Origin of the sequence: Legionella sp. 227 (assembly GCF_043161935.1) — a bacterium.
Classification (GTDB): domain Bacteria; phylum Pseudomonadota; class Gammaproteobacteria; order Legionellales; family Legionellaceae; genus Legionella; species Legionella sheltonii.
On sequence record NZ_CP171154.1, the window covers coordinates 3,479,941 to 3,506,590 of the forward strand.

Genomic DNA, 26,650 nt, shown 5'->3' on the forward strand with positions numbered 1-26,650 from the left:
ATTGTTCCTCCTATAAAACCATGATCAATAAATTATTTCACCAAATTAAACAACTGTTTCAAGTACCAGCAGATAAAATTATTTCTAATGCCTATCGGATTATTGGAATTGATGACAATTATCAAAATACCCAGAAGGTTTATGTTACAGTCCAAGTAGCAGGTAACGCAGCAACTTTTGATAAGCCTGTGAGTGAATTGTATCAAAAGAAATGGCTAGATAATTTTTCACATGAAGATGTCGCGCATATTGCAGCCTTGTATTCTGCAGAGCAAACCAATAATCTGGATTTAATTAAAAAATTTCCAAAGCAAAGTGCAGCAAACAAATCCAGTGTCATCAGTGTAGGAATACTGTTTACAACTTTTCTAATCTTATCGAATCTAGCGGCCTTTAAAATCGCAGCTTTTGGCTCAATCAGTTTTGCTGCTGGTTTAGTTTTTTTTCCGTTAACTTATGTCTTTGATGACATTTTAACCGAAGTGTACGGGTTCAAAGTGAGCAGACGAATTATTTGGATGGCATTACTCGCGAATACTATCGTATTTTTAGGTACATGGCTTACCATTTATTTGACCCCATCACCCTATTGGCCGCACCAAGAGGCATATGCAACAATATACCAGGGTACATTAAGGGTTTTCTTAGCTTCAATCATCAGTTACTTTTTCGGTGAATTTACCAATTCAATAATTTTGGCCAAATTGAAAGTGCTGACATCCGGAGAGCGACTTTGGCTTCGTGCAATTACAAGTACCGTTATTGGCGTTGGTATTGATACACTGATTTTTACTCATATTGCCTTTTTATTCATAATACCTTACGCAGGAATTTGGCAAATCATCGGCACGATGTATTTATTCAAAGTTTTGTATGAAGTATGTGCATTACCGATTACGTATCACGTTTCAAACTATTTAAAAAGAAAAGATAATATCGATCATTATGACGTGAAAACGAATTTCAACCCATTCTCATTAGAGCTTTGATAATGGATACAGCAATACACAAAAATGGCTCCGTTATTATTCATTCAAGTTATTTATGGTATTTAACCTTAACCTATTCCATGATCATCGTATTGGCTAATTGGTTTGATCCTCGTCTAATTAGTATTTGGGGGTTCACAACAGATGCTGGAACCTTAATCTTTCCCTTGTCTTTTTTACTTTCCGATCTAATCACCGAGGTATATGGTTATAAATACGCACGTCGTACTATTTGGTGTGGATTTATATTTAATGTGTTTTTCATTGTATATGGCCAACTCGTAATCCATATGCCCAACCCCAATTTTGCAACAAATAATGCTCTTTTTGATACACTGTTAGCCACTAACTTCAGAATTATTTTGGCCTCTTTCATCAGTTACCTTCTTTCTGAATCGTTTAATTCATACCTTATCGCCAAAACTAAGATTAGAGTTCGGGGGCGATATATGGCAGGTCGATTTTTTCTTTCCTCGTTTTTGTCATCAGGTCTAGATAGTATGATTTTTACAACGATAGCATTTTATAAATCAATACCTGATTCCGTGTTGATGACCATGATGGTGACCATGTGGTTTATTAAAGTATTTATCGAGTTATGCGGACTTCCTCTGTCTATAAATTTGGTTAATAAACTAAAAAGAATAGAACAATTTGATATTTATGATAAAAAAACAAAATTTAATTTATTTCGTTTCGATCTTGATTATATAGAAGAAGAAAATGAGTTTTTAAACAGAGACATACTCGATCGTGACCATTTTTTTAAGGCTAAAGGCCAGTCAAATTATAATATGTAGTCTGGACGAGTCTACAGAGTTCGAGAGCGTATTGCTCTTTAAGGCTTTTCCAGACTACCTATAATAAATTAATAGGTGAAGACTATCTCATTGTCCTCTTTTTGGGAAGCCTTAGGCAAAGTCAATTCTTTTTCCGCTCTTGTAATAGCCGCCTTCATCTTTTCTTTCCCTCCAAAAAACTCATAATCTAATCCATCATTCGAAACAGCAGGTTCTATTTCAAGATACTCTCTAAGAAATTTCACGCCATTACGCATATCATCATTAGTCAACTCATCAAGAGATTTCTCCAATCCTAAAGCCTGTTGAATAGTGAATAACAAGTCTGAGTCAAGCAAATTGGGCTGTTGCAGTAGTAAAACATAGCCACCAAAAAGCATAAAGCTGCAAGTAAAATTATGGCATTCTTTCATTTTTGTTACGAACGTACTGTGACCCGTAGTTGCTAAACTGTCTTGGATGTGAGGAGTATAAAATAATTTGAATATTATGTTTCTTGCTCTCTCTGATTTGACATGCTTCATGATACTTTCAAGAATGGCTACATCATTTAACAGTTGAAACGCATTAAAATCCTTATAATCTTTCGCGATAGCCTTACACCATTTTTCTATATCTTTTTCAACCTCTTTACGTTCTTCTTCGATTTGTATTGCTAGAGATTGGACAAAATGAATTGCTTTAAACCGACGCAAGCACCCTTCACCACGTTTGGTCTGTTCTTTGATCATGTCCCCTAAATACTGTTTAAAATTTTCATCTTTAGCAAAATGGGGATATTTCATATATTGAGGAACTTTATCTTTATTCTCCATGAGCATATTGTCGCGGAAAGTTTCCAACGCCTCTACTGCGGTAACCGCATCAAGAATCTTTAAATCTTCTTCTCTAAATCTCTTTTTAACAACCTCTATCTCTTTAAATTGCAAGGCTTTCCTTATAGATAGGAATAACCGACAGCTGGTTACTTCACATTTGCCAAAGTAGGTCCAGGATGCATAACTATTAAAATCATCATATTCTTTGATTAAGCGAAAATAGCGATGAATTAATGCACCCAATAAAAATAAAGCACCCTGTTCAATTTGTTTCTCATTTTCTTTGGGTATTTGACGTAGCTCATTAACTAATAAATTGAATACTTCAACTTGTGACTCTCTATCCGTTTTACATGTTATTACATCATTTGTTCTGGCGATTAGTACCTCAAGGCAAGATGTTGATGCGCCGCTAATCGTACCATCCATTATGTTATATCTTTCCAATAAAAGAGAGTATTTAGGTTTCAGGTTTAGCGTACTGATTTTAAATGTTTCAAATGCTGGTGGGATAAAAGTCATACATCCTCCTTAATACACATTCTTTCCTAAAGAATCCATGATTCCTCTACAAAACTGATACAACGACGAAGAATTTCTGTCCAATGAAAAATATTTTGCCTCATGAATGTCTTTTTGAATTGTTGCTCCTAATTGCTTGTTTAGATCAGAATATGCTTTTTCTTCGCGCCGCTCATATACGAAAGTGCAATAATAACTGAGCTCGCTTAAACATGATTCAAAAAAATCCCGATCTATTTCCTCAATGGATTGAACTCCTAAATGACTTCGAAATAATTCAATCAAAGAATGATGAAGATAATGACTAACCGAGTAATTATGTTGAAACCACTTTACCAAATATATTCCGATAATAACCTTTCTTCTAAATTCATTGAAATCATCCAGGGTTAACTGTGGATCTTTTTTAACGAGTTTAGCATATGGTATTAATTCATATGTTTCATCTAAACTGTCCGCAAGCATACTTATTGTAACTGCATCGTTCATGGCCGCATGGCTAGAAATGAGTAATGAAAAAAAACTTAAACACCCCACATGTTGTCCATGAGCTCTTGCTAAACACGTCGCTATTTGTTTTGCATTTTGCTGAAATTCGGCAAACTTTGTCATTGCGTCCCTCCTGCAAATAGTGACCCGCAATAACTGCAACGCGTCATTTGTCCAAAAATGTAAACGCCTCCATTTTTTATAGCAACCTATAAAAAATATTGCAACTATTAATTTAACTATTTGAACATAAAAAGAATTAAAAGTTTTTTTTCTAATTTTTTATGTCCAATACGTTCGAGGATAATTCAGTCCTCCATCATCGCGAGTGCAACTAGAGATCTTCACGCAGCAGCACAGTGTTTACTATATTGCTCCCTCATTACACTCGGGTCGATACCAAGACTACGCTCCGCGGCTCCGGGCTACAAGGCTCGAGACTACGACGACACCACACCAATTTATCTTGAAAACCGTTCATCTATTGCATTAATTAACCCTTGATGAATCCCATTAAAACCCCGATTACTCATAACTAAAACAGCATCTCCTTCTTGCACTATGTTCGTTACTTCATTAATTATTTCATCGTGGCTTTTACATATTTTATAAGGACAGGTCCAGTTGCTAAGCGTTTCGTACAGATTAAAATCATGTGGCTCTAAAACATAGGCACCGTGAACAGGTTTTAATGCATGAGCCATTTCATCAGCATGAACACCAGTACGCATGGTATACGATGCAAACTCTAATACTGCAAATATGCGTTGATGCCTGTTACTTCGTTTTAAAGCATCAACTGTTCGCATAATCGCCGTAGGATGATGTGCAAAATCATCATAAACAGTGATGCCATGCTTATTCGATCGTACCTCCAAACGACGTTTTACTGGAGTAAAACGTTCTAACGCCTCAGCAGCGATTTTGGGACTGACACCTGCATTAACACTTGCTGCGAGAGCGGCTAAACCGTTTTCCACATTAAAACGCCCAATTAAAGGCCATCTGACTTCCGCCACCTCTTCACCTTGATACAATACTTTAAATGCTGAACCGTTCTCTTCGATCAATTGTGCTGACCATTGAGCGTTGCCATCCAAAGCCAGTTCTTCAACTCGTGAATATTGACCACGTGCCATGACCTCATTCAGTGCTTTATCATCTCGGGGTTTTATTGCAACACCACTCGCAGGGATTGTTCGTAATAGATAATGAAATTGTAATTGGATTGCTGCCAAATCAGGATAAATATCGGCATGGTCAAATTCCAGATTATTTAAAATAGCAATCCTGGGACGATAATGCATAAACTTGGGACGTTTATCAAAAAAAGCACTATCGTATTCATCTGCTTCAATTACAAACCATTTGCCTGAGCCTAGGCATGCGCTCGTTTTAAAATCGGATGATACCCCACCAATTAAAAAACCGGGATTAAGACCTGCTTGATGTAGAATCCAGGCTATCATTGAAGTGGTCGTCGTTTTTCCATGGGTACCAGAAACTGCTATTACTTGATATCTGGGTAAAATATTTTCAGCAAGCCATTGCGGTCCAGAAGTGTATGGTTTCCCTGATTCAATAACTGCTTCAAGTACAGGCATACCTCTTTTTATTGCATTACCTACAATAATCAAATCGGCTTGTAAAGCTAAGGTAGTATCATCATAGCCTTCAGTCCAGGCTATTCCTTTTGCTGCAAGCAAATCACTTACTGGGGGATAACAGTTTGCATCACTTCCAGTAACCTTATATCCGGCATCACGCGCCAGCAAAGCAAGGGCGCTCATAAAAGTTCCGCTTATACCTAAAATATGTATGTGCATGATAATCCTAATCTCATTGTAAAAAAGAAACTGTTAAAATATTAACCGCAATTAAGCCAAATGCAGCTAATACCGATTGAATCGCTGTTGTGCTTAGTGCGTACTTATAAATATGTGCTGTAATAACAAATTGCCAAACAGACAAGCCTAGACTTAAGAATAAATAGACAATACCCATAAATAAAAATAAAGGATGTCTTAAATGAATAAGCGATAAATAAGGTGCGAGGATCAATAGAGGAATAACTAATATATGGATGATGATATTGATACAATATAATGAGGTGACTGTTTGTATGAGCCGTGAAGTCAATCCTTTAAAATACAAAATGAGATAAGTATAAATAATATAAGAAATGACTAAGCATACAGAAATAAATAGATTATTTACCATATCTTCAGAAGAATTAAAATAAGAATAATTCCATTCGAGCGTCATAAGTAATGCCAACAAAACGCCACTCAAAACCATTCGAGTAACAGAGTAAGGCGTATTTTCTGGGCTATCTTTCAATAAGCAAATATCCCAATAACGATCAAATATAAGATGTAACATTTAATTCTTCTTCGTAGGATTAGCGCAGCGTAATTCGGGGCCTTGCATATAAACCTGGATTACACTGCGCTAATCCAGGCTACGGTCTCTCAGCTCTGCTCTTCCTTTTTTATTAATTTCTTTACGATATTAAGTTGTTGCACAACAGGCTCATTCCATGGCCCTGAAATTTTATAACTGTATCCAGAAATTTTTTGCATACCTTGATTAATAATTTTATTCGCCACCCAAGCAGCAACACCTGCTACAGGACCACCCGCAATAGTCGCCACAACAGGCAAGCTTGCAGTGATGTGGGGCGATATTTTCAAATTCAGATCATAAGTATGTTTGACCAAATCAAGATCTCCTTTCATGCCTGCATAAGCAACAGGACCATCAAGGTAGCTGTCTTGTGTCCCCATAATTCCTTTATTCACAACGAAAGTTCCTTGAAAAATATCAAAACTATATCCCTGATGAGCTAAATCACTAAAATCCAGTTGCAAGCGACGCGGTATAGTCTGCAAGCTGAGGATACTTAATAATTTACCCAAATCTAATTTTTCTTCGGTCTCCTTGCTTAAATGAGTAATTCTTCCATTTTTAAGTTGTAAATACATAGATCCTTTTAGAGAAGCAAGAGAAAATTGATACAAACTATTTTTCCAACCACCATGGAACTCCATATAGCCTTTTTTGGCATGCACAGCTGGTGTTACATTCCAACGTTCTAAAGTTTTAGCTAAATTAGTAATATTCAGTTTTATATCAAGATTAGTCTGATTTAAATTCTCTTTTTGAGTCCACTCACCCTGGGCATTTAACTGATATACCGGAGAATTTATTTGACAATATTCCATTTTCCATTTTTCAGCTGTCGATTGGCTTTTTAAAGTTAAATCACCAACTTGCACTTTCCCAACAGATAAATTGTCAATGCGTAAATTAAGGTTTGGTATTTGATTCGGATGAAGTTCAGTCGCTTCAGCTCGATCATCGCCTGCAGTATCAATTTTATCCAAATGTAAATAACGAACATGACCGCTTAATTCATTTGCAGGTGGATGATAAATTAAATCCGCTGCAATATTTTTTTGTTGTAAATTAAAAGACCAATCTTTATTAGGTAGTATTTTTGCTTTAACAACCATTGTATTAAATTGTTGTTTCAAAAAGCCGAATTTCTCTATAGTTACATTGATAATTCGTAGATTAGATAAGATAGAGCTGTCGGTTTTTGCTGAAGAAAATTGATTGTATATTTCTTTCCATTCTTCTAAATCAAATCCCGGTAAAGTACCTACAACAGAAAGTCCAGGTAAATTTTGATTTACAGCATTTTCACTGCCTAATCGTAATTGCCCAGAATCAAATGCATACCCCTCCTTGGAATTTTTAAACAATAAATCAGAACTTAAACGTTTGTCATAATGACCTCGAATACGAATTACTTTTTTCGCTTTGAGTTCAAGGTTTAACTCTAAGGGTACTTTTGCATCTGATTTTTTACCTAAAGGTGCGGGTAAGTTAACATCGAGTCCCTCCAAAGAACTAGTAAAACTAATGCTATCCGCCTCCGTAGGTTTGTCACTTAACTTTAATAAAGCATTCGCTTCAAAGGAACCAGCCAATAAATCGAATAAGGGCAATTTGAATTGATTTTTCAACGAGTCAACCGAGCACTTTCCATTAATAGCAATCGTCGTCGCAGGATTGGGCAATTTAGCTGATTGTATTTTGATATTCATTGGGTGCCCCAAGATATCAGCGAACAAATAACTATCCGTTACTCCAGTTTCATTAAACATCAACTGACCCGATAAATTTCGTACAGCAAATTGAGCTAACTCATAATTGACCATTATCGTATTTTTTTTAAATGCTACATTTCCCTTAGCAAGCACCTCATCATTTTCTGGATATAAAGGAACGAGTACACTTAAATTAAGTAAGGCTGAACCTTTAATCGAAAGCATTTTTAAAAGAGACAACTTATGCTTCAGTGGGGAAGCTAAAACATAATTCATCATTTTTTGTACTGATGAATCAATTGTGCCATTTACCAATAAGTTTTCTTTATTCTTACCTATATCAGCAATGCGTAAGTGCATATCTTTTGTAGGTACCCCCTGAAAATTAGCATGAACTATATCAATATTTAGGTTACGATTTTTCAAATGAATATATCCATCAATCTCTTTTACAACCTTCCATTGGGAATTAATTGCAATCTCCCCTCCGCTCGCATAACTATCTATCGCGAATTCGCCTGTATTGTCATCAAAGGGAAAATCTTTAGCTAAACCATTAAGTCTCACTTTTCCACTAGCATTTGCAATGCGTTTCACATCATTTTTGAGCCAGTGATACAATTTGGGCTTCATGTATTTTTTAGGTAGAAACACGGTCCATTGCTGCCAATTTTTGCCAGCAAACTCCGCACCAAAACGAATATGACCTACAGAATGGCGAGTCACCTGATCGACGGCGCCTTGTATACTTAATGTCAACTCAGGTTGATTGATTACAAATCGGTCCATACTAATTCGTAATCCATCACTTAATTCTTTCCAGTCAAGGGCGCCATTGAGTATGGTCAATGTTTGCTCAGGATACCCCTTAACTTTAATTGATGTGTTTTCGGAATCAAGCTCTAAACGTCCCTGGTCAGGTTGCCAATTAATCACTCCCGAAAGATTTTTTACCTTGGGAATACTGTCTTTAGCATCCCATCCTATCTGCTCAAATCGTGTTAAAAAATAATTCATTGAATAGTCATTAATGGAAAACATGCTTTTGCTTTTTTGCATGATATTAATGTTATTTTGATTTGCAGCCAGAGAAGTTGAGGATTCTGATTGTGAGTGCTCATTTGCAACCGTACTAAAAAATGGAATAGGAGGAATAACTGAAACATTATCATTTAATGTTATAAGGACCTGGGTATCTTTTAAGACTCCTTGTGGTTTCATGTCCAGTAAACTCTGGATGCTTTTCGGCCAGTTAATGGCATTTGACAACAATGATTCAATAATGAGCGATTTTACATAAAATAGATAACTTCGTTGTTCCCTATTGTATTTAACTAATAATTGATTCTCAGGCCAAGTCACGCCACCAATACGTAATTTGATTGGATCAATGTGAAGCTGCCAACCCGCATTATCAGGTTTCCAAGAAAGATTAGCAAAGAATGATTGAATCAGCTGACTTTGTTGATTATTCAAAAGCCTCCAAGCAAGTCGCTTAAAGGATACCTGTGCTTGTACTGAGGAAACTGCACCATGATGCACATCAAGCCATAAATTAATATTGCCCTTACCTCCTTCTAAATGTTGTGTGGTCTTCGGAAATAGACTTTGCCACTGGGCAGGGACTATATTTTTGGCAGAAAAATAAAACTGTCCTTCAATATCCTCAAAGTGCTCGGGATCGAAGTATCCATCACCTAAGAGTTGAAAATCAGTACTGCTTGTTTGTTCAAGTCGTGCTTCACCCTTAAACTTATAATGTCCACTACTATTTGCTACTGATATGTTTAAACCATTAACAGGAATCAATCCACCATCACTAAAATGAAAATAGGCTGAAACACGTCTGATAATTAAATGTTCTTGCTGTGATAACCAGATTAAAATTTGTTTGGTTTTCTCTGGAGTCATATCACCGCTATTGAGTGAGTCTGTTGTAACACCATCGATAGACCAATGTTGATCTATTTCTCTCAAATTTAGATGCATATCATCAATATAGAGAACCCCTGGTTGTATCTGCCAACTCCATAAGGATTTAAATAAGTTAATGCCTACTAACAATTTATTGATACGAAAATTATGTGTGGAATCGTCGCCCAAAGTGACTTGATTCAATTTAAGCACGGGTTGGAACCAATACCATCCTGTTTCCATGGTTTGAATGGTTACAGGTTGTCCTATTAAAATGGATAGATGATGTTCTACATCCCTTTTATATTCTTTTGCCCAGGGAGTTAGAGAACGAAAAATGCTGGATAATACAGCCATAAAAATGATCAGGACAGCTATAAACAGCCAAATTCTTTTAAGTACTTTGTTCACGGTACGTGTTCGATTACTCATTGATTTTTTTACTATACCATTGCTTTTGCGCATACTCATCATTTTCTTTTTGCTCAATGCGCTGTAATTTAATCTGCTCGCTCTTTTTAACCCGCTCTACCAAGTGACTGACTCCTTCTTCAGAAATTTTCGCTTGTTTATAATTAAGTTCAGCCTTAGCGCGAACCTTTCCTAAATAAGCTAAATGCGCATTCAATTGTATTAAAGCATTATCCAAATGGCTAATAAAATCGATGCGATTACGTAGTCGAGCAATGACCGTTCCTTGTTCACCAATTTTCTCAACTTGCTTTAAATAATCCTGTCGATAATTCACCAGTTGCTCATGTTTCATTTTATTTTGTTTAAATTGTTCCTGTGCTTTTAAAAGATCTTGGTAGGCAGCATAAGTTGCGTCCTTTTTAATTTGCAAAAGTTGTTTTAAACGCTCTAGTCGCTGACTCATCCTTTAACTCCTAAAGAGGAGGCTAAATGGGATAACATATCGATACTTTCCTTGAAATCAAACCGCTCATTAATGCCTTGTTCCATATATTCTCGAATTTTATCTCTGGCTTGAATGGCCTTATCAAGATTTGGATCACTTCCTTTGGTATAAGCTCCAAGCAAAATAAAATCTTTATTCTTTTCATAAAGTGATAAGTTCTTTTTGAATAATAACATATCAGCCATCTGTTGCTCAGATACTATAGCTTGCATGACTCGACTAATAGAAGCTTCCAAATCAATAGCAGGATATTGTCCTTCTTCAGCAATAGATCGACTTAAAACGATATGCCCATCCAAAATAGCGCGCGCGGCATCGGCAATAGGATCTTGTAAATCGTCCCCCTCAGTTAACACAGTATAAAATGCTGTAATCGAACCACTTCCTGGTTCTCCATTACCTGCACGTTCAACGAGTTTGGGTAATTTGGCAAATACTGATGGTGGATAACCTTTTGTTGCCGGTGCTTCACCTATTGAAAGAGCAATTTCTCTTTGTGCCTGTGCAAAACGAGTTAAAGAATCCATGAGGAGTAAGACGTGTTTGCCTTGATCACGAAAATACTCCGCAATACTTGTAGCGACTTTAGCACCATGCAAGCGCATCAGGGGACTTTCATCTGCTGGAGCAGCTACGACAACTGCACGCTTTAAGCCTTCTGGACCTAAATTTACCTCAATAAATTCTTTGACTTCTCTACCTCGCTCTCCAATCAATCCAACAACGATTACATCTGCTTTGGTAAAACGAGTCATCATCCCTAACAAAACAGATTTTCCCACTCCAGATCCTGCAAATAAGCCTATTCGCTGACCACGTCCTACAGTAAGTAATCCATTAATTGCTCGTATGCCCACATCTAAAGGGGTATCAATTACCGCTCTTTTTAAAGGATTAATGGCAGGACTAATTAAAGGATATGTTTCATTTAACTCAAGATGAGGGCCCCCATCTATAAGTACTCCTGAACCATTGACAATTCGTCCTAATAGTTGATTTCCTACCTCAACTTGAGCAACACGTCCAGTTGGCGTAATAATCATACCTGGAGCAAGACCCTGGATAGCACCTATGGACATCAAATAAACACGATCATTTCCAAAGCCAACTACTTCCGCCTCAATACTATGTGATTCATCGATAGTAATAAAACAACGTGCGCCAACAGGCTGATTAAAACCTTTGGCTTCCAGAGTGAGTCCTACAGCCCGGCTTATTCGACCGCAATGCAATAATCCTAATTGCTTCTTTTCGCGAATTTCAGACAGTACTTTAACCAAACGAGACTCGTAAATTTTCATCGATCAATCCTGATCTTTAATAGGTGCAATCGGATTATCTTCAGTTATATATTTGGCAAATAAGGTCGTTAAACGAGTATGTATCCGACCATCTAATTCACTATAATCACCCTTTAGATAAAAATCACCTCGATTTAATAAAGGATCTGCTAGCAAAATTTCATGTAATCCGTCGATGTCCCTTTCACCAAACTCATTTTGAACCCAATTCACATCTTCTGGATGCATGGCAAGTACTTTGTAGGCTTTTACGGAGGGTAATTCCGATTTGATCTTATGGAGTAAATTTTTCAATTGTTCAGGATGTGCAGATAATTCAACCCCAATACAATGCTGGCTTAACCAAATTACTGTTTGAATTATTTCTTGTGTTACTTGTTCATCTAGAAGTTTTACCGGATTTTTTAATATATCAAACCAACGCACAAACTGTTTTCTCTTCTCATCGATTTCAGCCTGGGCCCGTTGCATTCCCTCGGCATAACCCTTTTCTATAGCTTCATTTTTTAATCGTTCACATTCAGCGAGAAAACGCTCTTCCTCATTGACCTCTACTTTCGGTTCATTATTGAAAATCGATTCATATTCCCAAGCACTAAACCCTTGTTCACTCCCTTTTTTCTTTAAGAAGGGTTCAAATTTATCTGACATATACTTATCATCCTGAAATCATACAATAACGTGTCGTCATCCCAAGTGAAACGAGAGATCGCCCTCCCCTAACACCCTCCTACAGTATGAAGATCCCTCGCTTCATTCAAGATGACTTGGTTGCGTTGCGCTAATTCTCAAGCTACAACTAAATCATCTCATCTCCACCTTTAGAACCCAGTGCAATCTTACCTTCTTCGGAAAGACTTTTTGCTATTGCTAATATATCACGTTGAGCACGCTCTACATCAACAACCTTAACGGGACCTTGTAATTCAATGTCTTCACGCAATAAGTCAGCAGCACGTTTGGACATATTAGAAAATATTTTTTCTTTAGTGGGTTCTGTCGTCCCTTTTAAAGCCAATTTTAATTGTTCAGGGGTCACATCACGCAATAAAGTTTGCATACTTCGATCATCCATATCGACCAAATTTTCAAATACAAACATTTTATCGCGGATTTTTTCGCTCAGTTCCTGATCCCAATCTTTAATTTTATTCAGCACTTCCTCTTCCATTGCACCATCGAAATAATTTATCACATCCGCAACACTCTTAATTCCTCCTACTGAGGCAGTTTTACTGACCTTTTGACCACTGAGTTGCTTTTCAATGACTTGTCCTAGCTCTGAGATAGCCTCGGGCTTAACTGTATCAATATTGCACATACGTAATAAAACTTCTGATCTTTTTTCCACACTAAAATAGCGTACTACTTCAGCTGCTTGTTCACTATCTAAGTGAATTAATATGGTTGCTATAATCTGCGGGTGTTCGTTACGAATCACATCAGCAATTAAGCGACCATCCAACCACTTTAAGCGATTAAGTCCACTGTCTTTATCAGATACAAGAATTCGATCAATAAATGGAGTCGCTTTTTCGAGTCCCAATGCCTCAATGAGTACTGTACGTAAATAATGTTCTGTATCTACTGTTAAGCTTGTCTGTTCCCCAATCGCACTGGTAAATTCGACCAAAACATTTTCCATTTTAGCCTTAGTCACATTACTGAGTGTCGTCATTGCAACACCAACCTTTTGTACTTGCCTCGGCTCTAGATGTCTTAATACTTCCGCAGCATTTTTTTCACCCATACTTAATAACAAAATGGCTGCACGCTCTATTCCATCCATAACTACCCCCGATCAACCCAATTTTTAACAACCTGTGCTACCCGTTTGGGTTCCTTATCAACAACTTGACGTAATAAATTTAATTGTGATTCATAATCATTTGCATCTTTAATTGAGATTGTCCCATCATAGGTTAAATCACCTATAGGCTGATCATCACTCGGAACATTCACAACGTTTCGGTTACTTGCTAATGTCTTCAGCATGGGTCTTAGCACACCAAAAATTAGTGCTAAAACAAATACAGCTGCTGCTGCTTGCTTCACGATGGACCAGAAAATTTCTTTCTGCCAAAAACGCTCCTCAGGGATAGCTGCTATAGGATCGGGTTTAACAAAATCAGAATTGATTACATTCAAACTGTCACCACGTTGAGCATTTAATCCAATTGCATCAGCAACCAGTAATTTAATTTGATTGATTTCCTTAGCGGTCAATGGTGTTTTCGTCATCTTTTTAGTCTTTTCATCCATTACTGCTCGATTGTCAACCAAAACGGCTACAGAGAGTCGTTTAATTGTTCCTGGCTGATTTTTAGTATGACTCACTGTTTTATCCAACTCGAAATTTTTGGTACTTTGCGTACGTAAATCCGTGGATTGATTTGAATCAGAGGCTGCTTGCGCTTGTGGTGGCGCATTTTTAGGGGGAGCACTCTTGGGAGCAAGAGCTGGATTATTTTGCGGTATATTAGATAAAGTACCTGGGACACCCACCGCATCATTTGAAGAACTACGCTTTTCTTCCATAGTCTGCTCACTACGTAAAGAAGGCTGTTCGGGATTAAACATTTCTTGTGTTTGCTCGTAACTGGTAAAGTCGACATCAGCAGAAACTTTTGCTCTAACACGACCATAACCCAGTATTGGCGTTAGAATATCTTGAATCTTTTGCGCATATTGATGTTCCAAATTTTGTCTGTAATCTAAAAAGCGCTCCGTATCTGAAAAGAGGGTTTGTCCACCACCTTCATTTAATAACTGCCCGTCTTGATCAACCACTGTAACCCGACTAGCAGATAAATTGGGGATACTGGATGCAACTAAATTCACAATGGCGGCAATTGTATGTTTTTTAAGCTCCAAACCAGAATATACATCAAGAAAAACTGAAGCACTAGGTTCATGAGCATCACGGACAAAAGCGGACTCACGTGGAATTGCGAGATGGACTCGGGCTGATTTAATGTCATTAAATTTACTTATAGTACGTGCCAACTCTGCTTCCAAGGCTTGTTTATAACGTGCATTTTCCATAAATTGGCTGCTATTAAACGCGTTGGAACTAGAAAAAAGCTCTTCTGAACCGACCGGCTCTCGGGGTAATCCTTCCATTGCCAATTTAAGACGCACATTTTGCAGGTTATCTGCTGCAACCATAACCATGCTGTTGTTTCCGTCAATCTTGAAATCAATACCATTGCGTTCCAGTGCAGATACCACCTCAGCTGCATCACGCGCATTCATTTGGGTGTATAAAGGCACATAATTTGGATCGCGAGACCATAACACTACCGCTAAACCAATTGCTATGCTTGCAGCAATCCCTACTAGTAAACCAATTTGTCGGGCAATAGATAGATTTGCAAATTTTGCTGCTACCGTTGATGCACTATCAGCCAATGCCATATCAAGCTCCTAATTATACTGGCATATTCATTATGTCTTGATATGCTTGCACCACTTTGTTACGAACTCGAACAGTAGCCTCAAGCCCCAAGTTGGACTTTTGGGTTGCTATCATTACATCCCCTAAACTGACATTAGGATCACCTATTTCAAAACGAGTTTTTAACGCATCTGCAGTTTGGTTTAAATCGTTGACTTGATTTAAGGCCTGTTGAAATACTGTACCAAAGGGAGATGGGTTACTCTCTGTATCAATAATCCCGCCTTCAGCCTTCGCAGACATTGTCTTTATTTGGTTTAACAGATTAACTGTATTAATATCATTCATATCCCTATTTACCTCATAAGTATTTAGTAATTATCCTTTTAGTCTTTGCAGGTGTAACCCGAGTTCCGGCTGCGCGCCTTCCCCCAGCTACAAACTATAAAACTTTTTATACTGTATACCCTTCTTCGCGCATTTTTGCTAGTTTATAACGTAATGTTCGCTCACTGACACCTAACAAGGCAGCTACTTTTTGTCTGTTTCCTTCATTCTCCAATAAAGTTTTTTCGATCAATTCAAATTCATGAATTTGTAAATTTTTACTGTGAGCAGCCGGGCTAGTTTCAGGAATTAAGGTAGTGGTTAATGACAATTGTAAATGCTCTGCTTCGATAATACCTTGGGTTTGTAATACTAATGCCCGTTGAATTACGTTATCTAATTCTCTCGCATTTCCTGGCCAAGGATAAGCCAACATCAGTTTCTGAGCTGCTGGAGAGATCACCGGGACTACCGGCTGCTTATGCTGACAATGTTTGCGAATCAGATAGTTTGCTAAAGGAATAATATCATTTTTTCTTTCACGTAAAGGGTGCCACTGCAAAGGAAAAACATTCAAACGATAAAACAAATCCTCTCTAAAACGACCCGCTTTGACCTCATCCTTTAGCTGTCTATTGGTTGTAGCCAGTATGCGTACATCCAAACTAATTGTTTTATTGGCACCGATACGTTCGACTTCTTTCTCTTGTAAAACACGAAGCAGTTTCGCTTGCAGGCTTAATGGCATTTCGCTCACCTCATCAAGAAGCAAAGTCCCTCCCTGCGCCTGTTCAAACTTACCAGGAGTTGATTTATAAGCCCCAGTAAATGAACCCTTTTCATAACCAAATAAAGTAGCCTCGAGCATTTGCTCGGGAATTGCAGCACAATTAATAGCAATAAAGGGTTGCTTTTTTCGCGGTGAATGATCATGAATAAAATGGGCTAAAACCTCTTTTCCTGTCCCACTTTCTCCACTAATCATCACACCAACATCTGATTGAGCTACTTTCAATGCCATAGTCAACAAAGCCTGGCTTTTAGGATCTTTAGCAATGGGTTCCCCAGTGTCTTCATCAAGCTCTACTTTAATGTACTGATTGATTTTTTCAGTTAACAACTGAGCACTGAATGGCTTTTGTAAATAATCTACTGCACCATGATGAAGTGCATTCACTGCATCTTGTACCGATCCATAAGCGGTCATCAAAATCACTGGCAATCCAAGTCTTCTTTTTTGGATTTCTGCTAGTAGCTGATTTCCATCAAGTTCATCCATGCGAATATCTGTTAATACGACCGATGGATTATGGATTTCAAGAAGGGCTAGAGCTTCCTTGCCATCTTTAGCAGTAATATATGTATGGCCAGCAATAGTCATTGTTTCAGCCAGCGCTTCCCTTAATACTGGATCATCTTCAACGATTAAGACGTGACTCATAAAAAGTCCTTTTTCTAAGTGTTATAAAAAGGATATCATCCCAAGGCGACAAAGTGCTCCCTGTATTTTAATCAAAAATTAAATCAGGGGTACTTCGTCTACTCAGGATGACGACTCAACATATTACGGCAAAAACAAATTAACTTGTGTACCTACTCCTTCTGTAGACTCCAGGCTCACTCGACCGCCGTGTGCTTTTACTACCGCATAAACAACGGCCAAACCCAAACCATTGCCTTGCGCTTTTGTAGTATAAAAAGGTGAAAAAGCCTGGCTCTTCACCTCTTCAGTCATTCCTTTTCCATTGTCCTCTACTGATATTTGTATACCTGAATCATCTATAGATGCAAGTGTTAAATTAATTTCTGTTGCATCAGATTGCAATGAATTGATCACCAAGTTTAAAACTGCACCAATTAATGACTCTGCATGAATTAATGATTCGAGAGTAACTAACTGATTATTCACATTGAATGTTACATTACGGGCCAATACATAAGGTTGTGCGCGTTGTACCAGTAACGAGCACCAATAATTCATATCCATACGCGTTGGCTCGATTGTAGTACCTCGCGCAAAAAGTAATAAGTCCTGAATTTGCTGTTCAATACTGGTATGGCATTCTTGCAATCGATGAATCCAATTTTGGGTACGAACATCCAAATCAGGAAGATTATTCAAATGCTCTGTGTACAACATCGCAGAAGCCAAGGGAGTTCTGATTTGATGTGCGAGCTGTGCAGTCATTGTACCAATCGAGACTAATCGCTTTTCATTTTCTTTGGCTTTCTCATAATCTCTTGTAGCAGTGATATCCGTTAAACTGACTAATATGCCAGGTAAACTGTCCAAAGTTGCGATGGCTACATGGACACGGCGACCATCGGCAAGAGAAACTTCATGGCCGTCATCAGCGCGAGGAACAAAAGCACGTAAAATCACATCCAACCATAAAGAATCAAGTAATCCATATCCGAGCATTGCTTCAGCTGGCGGGTTTAGCCATACGATACGCCCCTGAGAATTAATAATTACCAAAGCCGTAGGGAGGCTGGATAAAATATCCCATTCAGAAAGAGGTATATGTGGTCTTACAGCACATGTTTGGTAATTAGAATAATGCATACTGGATGAAATTATTATAATTAATAAGAAGACTGTAACAAATTTAAGTTAAAATGAAAATACATTTAAAATCATGCAATTAATCAATCACTATTTCTTCTTTTTATTGATGAAAATTAAATCATTTTTTGCAATTCATCTAAAAAATATCATATCAAGACAAGTGGTAAAAAATTTAGTTTCTTAAATTTAGCGGCATCCTTTGAAACAACACTTATTCAAAAATACAAAATTTTTACATCGAAAATAATATCCGACTCATTAACAACCACGATGCTCTTGTTTCAATCACTGCTTCGAATTGCATCTATAATTAATACAGTAGCACTAATTTTTAATCTGTTCTTCTCTTGTTTGGCGTCAAGCTCAATGAGCATGAAAATACGGGTAGAACGAGCGAGATATTTATGACCTTAGGCAAAACCGAACAGGCTGAACCAGAACAAACTGCACGCACGGAACCAGCCCGATTGAATATGTTTGAAAATACCGATCAAAAGAAGTGGACCGCACGATCAATTGAAGCAGAGCAAGCACTTTCTTCGATGGTTAAAAAAGGATGCACTTTAAGAGAGTTATATGATTTTGCTCGAACAAAAAGAGCTGATATTGCGGTAGAGCTAGAGCAGACATCCAAATCATGGGGAAACCTCAATTTTTTTGGCATGATAAGAAATGAGTATCGGAATTATGAGGATGTATATGCCCTTGATTTTCTTCTAAAAGAAGGTGATGGAGAAAACCTATTTAGTATTATTTCACAACTCATTAGTTCACAGAGTGAATTATTTGATAAAAAAACACATGAGCGATTGGGACAAACTCAATTGAGGACAAATGAGTTTATCTCTCAAGATGTAGAAAACCCCCTTGTAATTTATGAAACACTCTCGAAAGATCCCTCTGATATGAAACTTACTGCCTGGGGCATACAAGATTCAAATGGACAAGTACATATACTCAAAGCATCAGCAGCATGGGGTACTAAAAGCAAGGGACATTATGAAAAAAAATTAGATGAGCTTGATAAATTACTAAAAGAGACCATGAAACCCCAAAAATCGGAGCAAGAGTTTTTAGAAGGTCTTGCAGAATTAATTTACTGTCTTTCTAAAGAAATTCTTCTGGTCCGAGGTACAGCAGCTGTTAATGGTTGGCTTGCGCGAGCAATTGCCCAAACCAGAGGAATTGATCTGGGAAACCTTCGTATTAATGGTCTTCCTTTTGATATATGTGCCGAACTCACTATAGATAAAAAGAAATACATAAAAGATTTTGTTACGTCATTTAGTAAAGATTTAATCAAAGCTAAAGAAGAAATAACCGTTTCCGCATCCTCCCCCAACCAATCACAGAAAGAAGAGCTTCCTCAGCCCCATCTAAAACCAGAGTACTCTCAAAAAAAATTTTCCAAAGTCCTCTATCTCAATATGAAACTTGCCAAGGAAAAAGTAAAAAACAGCGATTTCCTTTATGCTGATTTTAAAAATTGCAGCTACGATTACGTTGATTTTTCCGAATCATGTTTTCAACAAACGAGTTGTACTGATTGTTCTTTCCAGCATTGTAATTTTAATAAAGCAGACTTTTGCCAAGCAAATTTTCTAAAATCACAAATTTTTAATTCAAGTTTTCGCAATGCTGCTCTTACATCTACAAATTTTCAATTCTCTAGTTTATTCTTCTGTGACCTTTCCGAAGCGAATTTAACAGGCGCACATTTAATTAGAACAGACCTTACTGGAACTAATTTAACTTCGGCGATACTAGTAGGCGCGGATTTTACTAATGCCACTCTACAGAATGTCAACTTAACCAATGCAAATTTAAATGGAGCAATATTAGTAGGTGCTAATTTTTCAGGAGCAAATTTGACTGGAGTTAAACTTAAAGATGCCATATTTTTTGCAGAAACAAATAACTTGGTTGAGTTTAAAAAACAATTAAATTCATTTGATGCGGCATTGAAATTATTAACATCAAAAGAAGAAATTAAAGATCTTCGAGCAAATGCAGTCCGCTCTATCTTGAAGATTGTGGACAAACTACCTTCTGAGGACAAGGCAGCCATGCTCAAGTTAGCAAGCTCCCATCCTTGTTTTGCACAACATAGAGACTTTGATGTATTAAAGTCAGCAGTAAACACAGTGTTTGGTCTTTGGCCAAATTCCTCTCTTGAAATTAAAACAGATTCAAAAAAATCGCTTCTCGATCATATGCCACCAACTCCCCCAAGAAAAAATTAAAGTGAGGTTGTGTCGTGTAGACTTGATGATACGCAGCGGGACCAGGGCATTTAGAAATCCATTTATGCTCCTAATTGTCGGATTCCCTATCTGGTACCTGAACGACCAATACCTGGATTATGACTCTGAATTGTTCTCGTCCAACGATTTTAGAAATGCAAGTTTCTCTGCAATTTTAATTTCTAAACCGCGTGGTACTGGTTTATACCAACCGGGCTCCTCCATTCCTTCCGGTAAATAATGTTCTCCAGCCGCATATGCATGCGGTTCATCATGGGCATAACGATATTTTTTTCCATAACCTAGTTTTTTCATTAAACGTGTAGGTGCATTACGCAAATGGACAGGAACCTCTCGTGATTTATCACGTTTAACAAAATCCATCGCCTGATTAAAAGCAACATATCCTGCATTACTTTTTGCAGCGATTGACAGATAAATGACAGCCTGTCCTAGTGCAAGCTCTCCTTCTGGAGAGCCTAATCGTTCATAGGTTACAGCAGCATCGTTTGCTATTTGGATTGCTCGAGGATCAGCCAATCCAATATCTTCCCAAGCCATTCGAACAATCCGTCGCGCTAAATAACTGGGGTCGACACCCCCATCTAACATACGACAAAGCCAATAGAGAGCAGCATCAGGATTAGAACCACGTACTGATTTGTGTAAAGCAGAAATTTGATCGTAAAAATTTTCTCCACCTTTATCAAAACGTCTGACTTGTTCTGCCAAAGCATTCATCACAAATTCTTTAGTGACATGCACATTGTTCATTGCAGTACATGCGCCATGTAATTGTTCTAAACTATTCAATAATCGTCGGGCATCACCATCAGCAAACCCAATGAGCATGTCCAGCGCATCATCGTCGAATTGAATAGGAGATAAGAGGGCTTGATAAGCTTTTTGAAACAGTTGTCTCAATTCTTCATCAGTCAAAGATTTTAAAACATAAACCTGAGCACGTGACAACAAGGCGGAATTCACTTCAAAAGAAGGATTTTCAGTTGTAGCCCCTATAAAAGTTACTAAACCCGATTCTGTGTAAGGTAATAGTGCATCTTGTTGCGCTTTGTTAAAGCGATGAATTTCATCGATGAACAGTATAGTGTGTTTACCATGAGTTAGATTTTCCTGCGCTTTCTCAACTGCCGCACGAATATCCTTAACCCCGGAAAACACCGCAGAAAGCGCTATCCATTCACTATCAAATGCTTCAGCAGCAATACGAGCAATTGTTGTTTTACCGACTCCTGGAGGTCCCCATAAAATCATTGAGTGAAGTTTTTTGCTCGTAAAACTAAGCCGCAATGATTTACCTTCACCCAATAAATGACTTTGTCCAATCACTTCGTCCAGACTATTGGGTCTTAAAAGTTCTGCCAGTGGTGGTTGAGGCATTGTCTTAAACAAACTCATTGCTGAACCACATCAACCCCTTTAGGCGTTTTGAATTGGAACAAGCTAGCTGCCAATTTAGGGTTTGTTTTAATTTGAGATAATTGAACCGTAGTTACTTGGCCCAATTGATCATATAACTCCAAACCAGTTAGGTTATTTTGACGAAACACCAGTTTGATTCGTTGAAAATTTGCTTTAGGTGATTTTGATTTTAGATCAAAAACCAAGTCGTCACCCACATTACTTTGAGTCACATTAAAGTCTCGGGTAACTGTATTATCATAACCACTTAAGAATAAAGCAGCAGTACCCCCTAAACCTTTTCGTTGCGTTTTGACCGTTACTTGCTCCAAATCTTTATCATAAACCCAAATTTTCTGCCCATCAGCAACCATTAATTGCGCCATAGGTTGCACCGTTTGCCAACGGAATCGACCCGGCCTTTGTAATGCCATTGTTCCTGATGAACGAGAGACTACTCGCTGCTTTGCTTTCACTGCTTGTTTAAACACGGCAGTCATTGAGCGAATTCCATTTAATTTAGCCTGAAGCAATACATCAGGCGTTTCACAAAATACCGCAGTTGAAATACTTAAAAGTAATACGGTTAATATTTTTTTCATAATTAATCCTCCGTCACGGATGACACTAAGACATCTCGATAACCACCATCTAATGGGCCCACAATTCCTGTTCGCTCCATTTCTTCAACCATACGAGCTGCCCGGTTATAGCCTATTTTTAGTCGTCGCTGTACTGCAGAAATACTGGCCTTCCGTGTTTGGATAACGAATTCTACCGCTTGATCATAAAGAGGATCATCATCCTCGGCAGATTGACCGTCCTCATCAGAACCGCCCTCATTACCGTCACCCGTTAATTTCAAAATATCATCGATATAATCAGGCTCCCCACGAGCACGCCAATCATCCGCAATGCGATGTACCTCTTTATCATCAACAAAAGCACCATGAACTCGTAAAGGCGCCCCACTTCCGGGTGCTAAATACAACATGTCACCATGTCCTAGTAATTGTTCAGCACCCTGTTGATCTAATATAGTACGAGAATCAATTTTTGATGAAACTTGGAATGACATTCGAGTCGGAATATTTGATTTAATTAACCCAGTTAAAACATCTACAGAAGGTCTTTGAGTCGCAAGAATCATATGGATTCCAGCAGCGCGTGCTTTTTGAGCAATACGAGCAATTAACTGCTCCACTTTCTTGCCCACGACCATCATCATATCAGCAAGCTCATCAATGACGACGACAATATAGGGCAAAGGTTCCAGCTCTGGGGCTGTTTCATCCATTGAGTCAACAGGTTTCCATAAAGGATTAACGATAGGTTGCCCATTGGCGATGCCTTCGGCGATTTTGCTATTAAAACCTGCCAAATTTCTTACACCTAAAGCAGCCATCAACTTATAACGACGCTCCATTTCTTCAACACACCAACGCAAAGCACTGGCAGCCTCTTTCATATCAGTAACAACGGGAGTTAATAAATGCGGAATGCCATCATAAACAGATAATTCCAGCATCTTGGGATCAACCATAATGAGACGAACCTGGTCCGGAGTTGCCTGAAATAAGATACTTAAAATCATGGCATTAATACCCACTGACTTACCGGAGCCTGTTGTTCCAGCGACCAATAAATGAGGCATTTTCCCTAAATCAACAACCACAGGGTGACCTGCAATATCTACCCCCAGAGCCAAGGTAACAGGCGAATGGGCCTGCTGGTATACATCCGCTAATAATACATCCGACAGTCGAACCATCTCTCGTGAATGATTGGGTAATTCTAAACCCACTACCGTTTTACCTGGAATGACTTCAACAACACGAACTGAAATTACGGATAAAGAACGCGCCAGATCTTTAGCTAAAGCGGTCAGCTTGCTCACTTTGACACCAGCAGCCAATTGCAACTCAAAACGAGTTACGACGGGTCCTGGATGCACGGCTACTACACCCGCCTGGATACCAAAATCGAGTAAGTGTTGCTCTACCTCGCGTGATAAATTCTCTAGTTCCTGGTGCGTATATCCACCCATAGGTTTACCGGGTTGACCTTTATCCAATAAGCTTAGGGATGGCAAATCACCTGAAGTGCTCACTTTGGGGATACGGATTTCTTTTACTTCTTTAACCGGTTTGACAATTTCCGGCTTCACTTCCTGAGTAATTAAAACAGGAGGAATATTCTCCTCTTTTTCTTTCTCTGCTTTGGGCTTAAATAATTTAGGAGCAGGCTTTTCTCGAGGAATCTTCGGTGCTTTAGGGATCACATTTGATTTTGATTGTTGAACTCGTGATTTAATAACAGATAGTGCCTTGTGTGTGGTTTTAGTAATATAATTCACAACGAATAAAGTATAAAAACCAATCAACTCAACTGCTTTTATCCAAGACAAGCCTGTCAACCAGGTAGTTCCTACCAAAAGCATAGCGAGTAGAACTAAACTTGCTCCATGCAAATTGAGCATTTGGTACCAACCGCCACCAACAGCTTGTCCTATAAATCCCCCGGCACCATGGATGGAATCCAATTGATTCATTTCTGCTTCAAGGCTTAATAAGCCACAACCTCCTGCAAACATGAGCATTAAGCCAACGGAACGAAGTACTAAAACACGTTTATCTAGTCGATTTAGAGCGCGTACATCGTGTAACAGAGCCCAGGAAATATAAACAAAAGCAATCGGTACCAAATAAGCAAAATATCCGAATACAAAATAAAGTGCATCCGCAATATAAGCACCTACTTGTCCACCCGAATTTGCAACAACAGTTCCAGCTCGAGAAACATGTGACAATCCAGGATCACTGATTTTATAAGTGAGTAATGACAAGAGCACAAAAAGAGCACTTGTTAAAATTAATATAAAACTACCCTCGCTAAGCCGCTTTACAACATAGCTAGGCATATGATTTTTAGAACCGCTCGATTTTTTTCCTGACTGTTGTTTTTCCATAGGTATTTTCATATCTTTGTTTTTGTCATAATATTCGCCATCTTAACACAAAATATTAAAATATTAAGGAAGGCAGAGACAATGAGCTCAAGCAATCATCATCGCTTAATTATACTCGGTTCAGGACCAGCAGGTTATACTGCTGCAGTCTATGCCGCAAGAGCCAATCTTCATCCAGTTTTAATTACTGGAATGCAACCAGGAGGTCAGCTAACGACCACTACCGATGTAGATAATTGGCCCGGTGATATAGAGGGATTACAAGGCCCTGCCCTAATGGAGCGTATGCAAAAGCATGCAGAACGCTTTGACACTCAAATTATTTTTGATCATATTGTTAAAGCGAATTTAACACAAGCACCTTTTACTCTTCATGGGGATAGCGATACCTACACTTGTGATGCACTAATCATTGCAACAGGAGCTTCTGCACGTTATCTGGGATTAGAGTCCGAATCAGCTTATCAAGGTCGAGGGGTTTCTGCCTGTGCCACTTGCGATGGCTTTTTTTACCGCAATAAAGCAGTTTGTGTTATTGGTGGTGGAAATACTGCAGTAGAAGAGGCACTTTATTTATCAAACCTTGCGTCTAGTGTTACTTTAGTACATCGACGAGACAGTCTGCGCGCTGAGAAAATTCTCCAGGATAAACTTTTTGAAAAAACCCGCAACGGTAACATTAAAATCATCTGGAATTCTACTCTTGATGAAGTGATTGGAGATGGTAAAAAAGTAACTGGCGCTTTAATCCGAAATGTACAAAATGATGCCAAAGAATTATTAAATGTCGATGGCGTATTCATTGCGATAGGACATACACCTAATACCGATTTATTTAAAGACCAGCTTCTTATGAATAATGGTTATCTTGTCATTAAATCAGGACTGGAAGGAATGGCGACCAGCACCTCAATTCCTGGTGTATTTGCCTGTGGCGATGTGGCAGACCATGTATATCGACAAGCTATTACCTCAGCTGGTTTTGGTTGCATGGCCGCCCTTGATGCAGAACAATATTTAGATTTGAATTTAGGAAAAATTTAGATCTTTTGAGGACTTATCGAATTTTTTTGCTGTCATCCGTATGTAACGCAGGGTCCCTTACGGTAGCAGCATGTTACCAAGGGAGTCTCTGCTCTTTCGGGGCTAGAGAACTTCCGCTGTGCCAAATGCAGATTATACTATTTATGATGACTCTGGGGCTTTTTGTTGTTTGAGCATTTTCAACATAATATCTTTTCCCATAGCCTCAACCATTTTCATAAATAAAGGTGGTTTTCTTTCTTGCAAGCGATGCAAATCAGTATATCGCCAATATAAATAATCTACAGGTTCTCGTGCATGAATTGTAGTGTTCGCTTTCCCATCTCTAAAATAACTCATCTCACCAATAAAGTGATAAGGGCCTAACTCAAGAATACCATCATCCACTTCGATATAAACTTTCCCTTTTGTAATCAACATGAGATTTTCTACGGGATTTCCCTTCATTAATATCTTTTCGTTACTTGAAGTACCTCTATGACTTATTTTAATCAAACGAATAAAATCACTCGTTTGCATATTTGAAAAAAATAAATCTTTTATTTGTTGCAAATCATAAGGTAATTCCCTAGGCATCATGTCTCTTAACAAGATGCCAATCTGCACAAAATTAATAATTAATGATGCGATAGCCCAAAAAGCAACAGGAGGAACATTAGCCAATGCTCCATAAAGTAAAAAAGATAAATCAGATAGCACAAAAATCGTGCGAATAATAAGCACTTTCCTAAAGCTAAGACTAAGAAGAATTAAAATATTTCCTAAACTATACAAATAATCCAATTGTTTCCTCCAATTCTTGTTTATAATAAT

The 26,650-nt window shown here is 38.1% G+C and carries 21 protein-coding genes; 4 read left to right on the plus strand and 17 right to left on the minus strand.

The window, feature by feature from the left end; translation table 11 throughout:
* Positions 1-20: 20 nt before the first annotated feature.
* Positions 21-989 (plus strand): queuosine precursor transporter, encoded by a 969-nt coding sequence (locus tag ACF8MK_RS15160; protein WP_392537356.1) that lies wholly within the window; start codon positions 21-23, stop codon positions 987-989.
* 2 nt (positions 990-991) lie between these two features.
* Positions 992-1,789: a queuosine precursor transporter gene (locus ACF8MK_RS15165; RefSeq protein ID WP_392537357.1), complete on the plus strand. Its 798-nt coding sequence runs from the start codon at positions 992-994 to the stop codon at positions 1,787-1,789.
* A 68-nt stretch (positions 1,790-1,857) separates the two neighbouring features.
* On the opposite strand, the gene ACF8MK_RS15170 is transcribed toward ACF8MK_RS15165, so the two are convergent.
* From ACF8MK_RS15170 to ACF8MK_RS15230, 13 genes are all read right to left on the minus strand, one after another.
* Entirely contained in the window at positions 1,858-3,129 is a 1,272-nt protein-coding gene (locus ACF8MK_RS15170) for a hypothetical protein (RefSeq protein WP_392537358.1), read from the minus strand.
* A gap of 9 nt (positions 3,130-3,138) precedes the next feature.
* Complete coding sequence (locus tag ACF8MK_RS15175; protein WP_392537359.1) at positions 3,139-3,741, minus strand: hypothetical protein; 603 nt, start codon at positions 3,739-3,741, stop codon at positions 3,139-3,141.
* A 338-nt stretch (positions 3,742-4,079) separates the two neighbouring features.
* Positions 4,080-5,444: a UDP-N-acetylmuramate:L-alanyl-gamma-D-glutamyl-meso-diaminopimelate ligase gene (gene mpl / locus ACF8MK_RS15180; RefSeq protein ID WP_392537360.1), complete on the minus strand. Its 1,365-nt coding sequence runs from the start codon at positions 5,442-5,444 to the stop codon at positions 4,080-4,082.
* Positions 5,445-5,457: 13 nt separating this feature from the next.
* On the minus strand, positions 5,458-6,000 hold the full coding sequence (locus ACF8MK_RS15185) for a hypothetical protein (protein WP_392537361.1): 543 nt from the start codon (positions 5,998-6,000) through the stop codon (positions 5,458-5,460).
* 89 nt (positions 6,001-6,089) lie between these two features.
* On the minus strand, positions 6,090-10,112 hold the full coding sequence (locus tag ACF8MK_RS15190) for a YhdP family protein (RefSeq protein ID WP_392537362.1): 4,023 nt from the start codon (positions 10,110-10,112) through the stop codon (positions 6,090-6,092).
* On the minus strand, positions 10,072-10,524 hold the full coding sequence (gene fliJ / locus ACF8MK_RS15195; RefSeq protein WP_392537363.1) for a flagellar export protein FliJ: 453 nt from the start codon (positions 10,522-10,524) through the stop codon (positions 10,072-10,074). Before fliJ ends, ACF8MK_RS15190 begins: the two co-directional genes overlap by 41 nt.
* A complete protein-coding gene (fliI, locus tag ACF8MK_RS15200; protein WP_392537364.1) occupies positions 10,521-11,867 on the minus strand; it encodes a flagellar protein export ATPase FliI in 1,347 nt (448 codons plus the stop codon). The genes fliJ and fliI overlap by 4 nt, the downstream gene beginning before the upstream one ends.
* 3 nt (positions 11,868-11,870) lie before the next feature.
* On the minus strand, positions 11,871-12,518 hold the full coding sequence (locus tag ACF8MK_RS15205) for a flagellar assembly protein FliH (protein WP_392537365.1): 648 nt from the start codon (positions 12,516-12,518) through the stop codon (positions 11,871-11,873).
* A 148-nt stretch (positions 12,519-12,666) separates the two neighbouring features.
* Positions 12,667-13,656: a flagellar motor switch protein FliG gene (gene fliG / locus ACF8MK_RS15210; RefSeq protein WP_265702327.1), complete on the minus strand. Its 990-nt coding sequence runs from the start codon at positions 13,654-13,656 to the stop codon at positions 12,667-12,669.
* A gap of 2 nt (positions 13,657-13,658) precedes the next feature.
* Positions 13,659-15,284: a flagellar basal-body MS-ring/collar protein FliF gene (gene fliF / locus ACF8MK_RS15215; protein WP_392537366.1), complete on the minus strand. Its 1,626-nt coding sequence runs from the start codon at positions 15,282-15,284 to the stop codon at positions 13,659-13,661.
* A 13-nt stretch (positions 15,285-15,297) separates the two neighbouring features.
* Entirely contained in the window at positions 15,298-15,612 is a 315-nt protein-coding gene (fliE, locus tag ACF8MK_RS15220) for a flagellar hook-basal body complex protein FliE (RefSeq protein ID WP_392537367.1), read from the minus strand.
* Between the two features lie 106 nt (positions 15,613-15,718).
* Entirely contained in the window at positions 15,719-17,032 is a 1,314-nt protein-coding gene (locus ACF8MK_RS15225; RefSeq protein WP_392537368.1) for a sigma-54-dependent transcriptional regulator, read from the minus strand.
* A gap of 123 nt (positions 17,033-17,155) precedes the next feature.
* Complete coding sequence (locus tag ACF8MK_RS15230) at positions 17,156-18,157, minus strand: sensor histidine kinase (RefSeq protein WP_392537369.1); 1,002 nt, start codon at positions 18,155-18,157, stop codon at positions 17,156-17,158.
* A 407-nt stretch (positions 18,158-18,564) separates the two neighbouring features.
* On the opposite strand from ACF8MK_RS15230, the gene ACF8MK_RS15235 reads away from it, so the two are divergent.
* Entirely contained in the window at positions 18,565-20,403 is a 1,839-nt protein-coding gene (locus ACF8MK_RS15235; protein ID WP_392537370.1) for a pentapeptide repeat-containing protein, read from the plus strand.
* A gap of 117 nt (positions 20,404-20,520) precedes the next feature.
* Here ACF8MK_RS15235 and ACF8MK_RS15240 read toward each other — a convergent pair whose 3' ends face one another.
* From ACF8MK_RS15240 to ACF8MK_RS15250, 3 genes are read right to left on the minus strand one after another with little or no spacing between them, the layout of a single operon-like run.
* Complete coding sequence (locus tag ACF8MK_RS15240; protein WP_392537371.1) at positions 20,521-21,822, minus strand: replication-associated recombination protein A; 1,302 nt, start codon at positions 21,820-21,822, stop codon at positions 20,521-20,523.
* On the minus strand, positions 21,819-22,427 hold the full coding sequence (gene lolA / locus ACF8MK_RS15245) for an outer membrane lipoprotein chaperone LolA (protein WP_392537372.1): 609 nt from the start codon (positions 22,425-22,427) through the stop codon (positions 21,819-21,821). Before lolA ends, ACF8MK_RS15240 begins: the two co-directional genes overlap by 4 nt.
* 2 nt (positions 22,428-22,429) lie before the next feature.
* Positions 22,430-24,793, minus strand: coding sequence for a DNA translocase FtsK (locus ACF8MK_RS15250; protein WP_392537373.1), 2,364 nt, complete (start codon positions 24,791-24,793; stop codon positions 22,430-22,432).
* An 81-nt stretch (positions 24,794-24,874) separates the two neighbouring features.
* Here ACF8MK_RS15250 and trxB point away from each other — a divergent pair, with 81 nt between their 5' ends.
* The gene (gene trxB / locus ACF8MK_RS15255) at positions 24,875-25,837 is read left to right on the plus strand and encodes a thioredoxin-disulfide reductase (protein ID WP_392537374.1); all 963 of its coding nucleotides are present in this window, start codon (positions 24,875-24,877) and stop codon (positions 25,835-25,837) included.
* Positions 25,838-25,978: 141 nt separating this feature from the next.
* Here the strand turns inward: trxB and ACF8MK_RS15260 are convergent, their stop codons facing one another.
* Positions 25,979-26,620: a Crp/Fnr family transcriptional regulator gene (locus tag ACF8MK_RS15260; protein WP_392537375.1), complete on the minus strand. Its 642-nt coding sequence runs from the start codon at positions 26,618-26,620 to the stop codon at positions 25,979-25,981.
* Positions 26,621-26,650 lie beyond the last annotated feature (30 nt).

What these genes read in the sequence shown, in the direction of transcription:
- fliJ (WP_392537363.1), bottom strand. Translation starts at nt 10,524, where the DNA reads ATGAGTCAGCGACTAGAGCGTTTAAAACAACTTTTGCAAATTAAAAAG.
- mpl (WP_392537360.1), bottom strand. Translation starts at nt 5,444, where the DNA reads ATGCACATACATATTTTAGGTATAAGCGGAACTTTTATGAGCGCCCTT.
- trxB (WP_392537374.1), top strand. Translation starts at nt 24,875, where the DNA reads ATGAGCTCAAGCAATCATCATCGCTTAATTATACTCGGTTCAGGACCA.
- fliI (WP_392537364.1), bottom strand. Translation starts at nt 11,867, where the DNA reads ATGAAAATTTACGAGTCTCGTTTGGTTAAAGTACTGTCTGAAATTCGC.
- fliE (WP_392537367.1), bottom strand. Translation starts at nt 15,612, where the DNA reads ATGAATGATATTAATACAGTTAATCTGTTAAACCAAATAAAGACAATG.
- fliG (WP_265702327.1), bottom strand. Translation starts at nt 13,656, where the DNA reads ATGGATGGAATAGAGCGTGCAGCCATTTTGTTATTAAGTATGGGTGAA.
- ACF8MK_RS15170 (WP_392537358.1), bottom strand. Translation starts at nt 3,129, where the DNA reads ATGACTTTTATCCCACCAGCATTTGAAACATTTAAAATCAGTACGCTA.
- ACF8MK_RS15235 (WP_392537370.1), top strand. Translation starts at nt 18,565, where the DNA reads ATGACCTTAGGCAAAACCGAACAGGCTGAACCAGAACAAACTGCACGC.
- ACF8MK_RS15230 (WP_392537369.1), bottom strand. Translation starts at nt 18,157, where the DNA reads ATGCATTATTCTAATTACCAAACATGTGCTGTAAGACCACATATACCT.
- ACF8MK_RS15240 (WP_392537371.1), bottom strand. Translation starts at nt 21,822, where the DNA reads ATGAGTTTGTTTAAGACAATGCCTCAACCACCACTGGCAGAACTTTTA.
- ACF8MK_RS15165 (WP_392537357.1), top strand. Translation starts at nt 992, where the DNA reads ATGGATACAGCAATACACAAAAATGGCTCCGTTATTATTCATTCAAGT.
- ACF8MK_RS15185 (WP_392537361.1), bottom strand. Translation starts at nt 6,000, where the DNA reads ATGTTACATCTTATATTTGATCGTTATTGGGATATTTGCTTATTGAAA.
- ACF8MK_RS15160 (WP_392537356.1), top strand. Translation starts at nt 21, where the DNA reads ATGATCAATAAATTATTTCACCAAATTAAACAACTGTTTCAAGTACCA.
- fliF (WP_392537366.1), bottom strand. Translation starts at nt 15,284, where the DNA reads ATGGCATTGGCTGATAGTGCATCAACGGTAGCAGCAAAATTTGCAAAT.
- ACF8MK_RS15225 (WP_392537368.1), bottom strand. Translation starts at nt 17,032, where the DNA reads ATGAGTCACGTCTTAATCGTTGAAGATGATCCAGTATTAAGGGAAGCG.
- lolA (WP_392537372.1), bottom strand. Translation starts at nt 22,427, where the DNA reads ATGAAAAAAATATTAACCGTATTACTTTTAAGTATTTCAACTGCGGTA.
- ACF8MK_RS15205 (WP_392537365.1), bottom strand. Translation starts at nt 12,518, where the DNA reads ATGTCAGATAAATTTGAACCCTTCTTAAAGAAAAAAGGGAGTGAACAA.
- ACF8MK_RS15175 (WP_392537359.1), bottom strand. Translation starts at nt 3,741, where the DNA reads ATGACAAAGTTTGCCGAATTTCAGCAAAATGCAAAACAAATAGCGACG.
- ACF8MK_RS15190 (WP_392537362.1), bottom strand. Translation starts at nt 10,112, where the DNA reads ATGCGCAAAAGCAATGGTATAGTAAAAAAATCAATGAGTAATCGAACA.
- ACF8MK_RS15250 (WP_392537373.1), bottom strand. Translation starts at nt 24,793, where the DNA reads ATGGAAAAACAACAGTCAGGAAAAAAATCGAGCGGTTCTAAAAATCAT.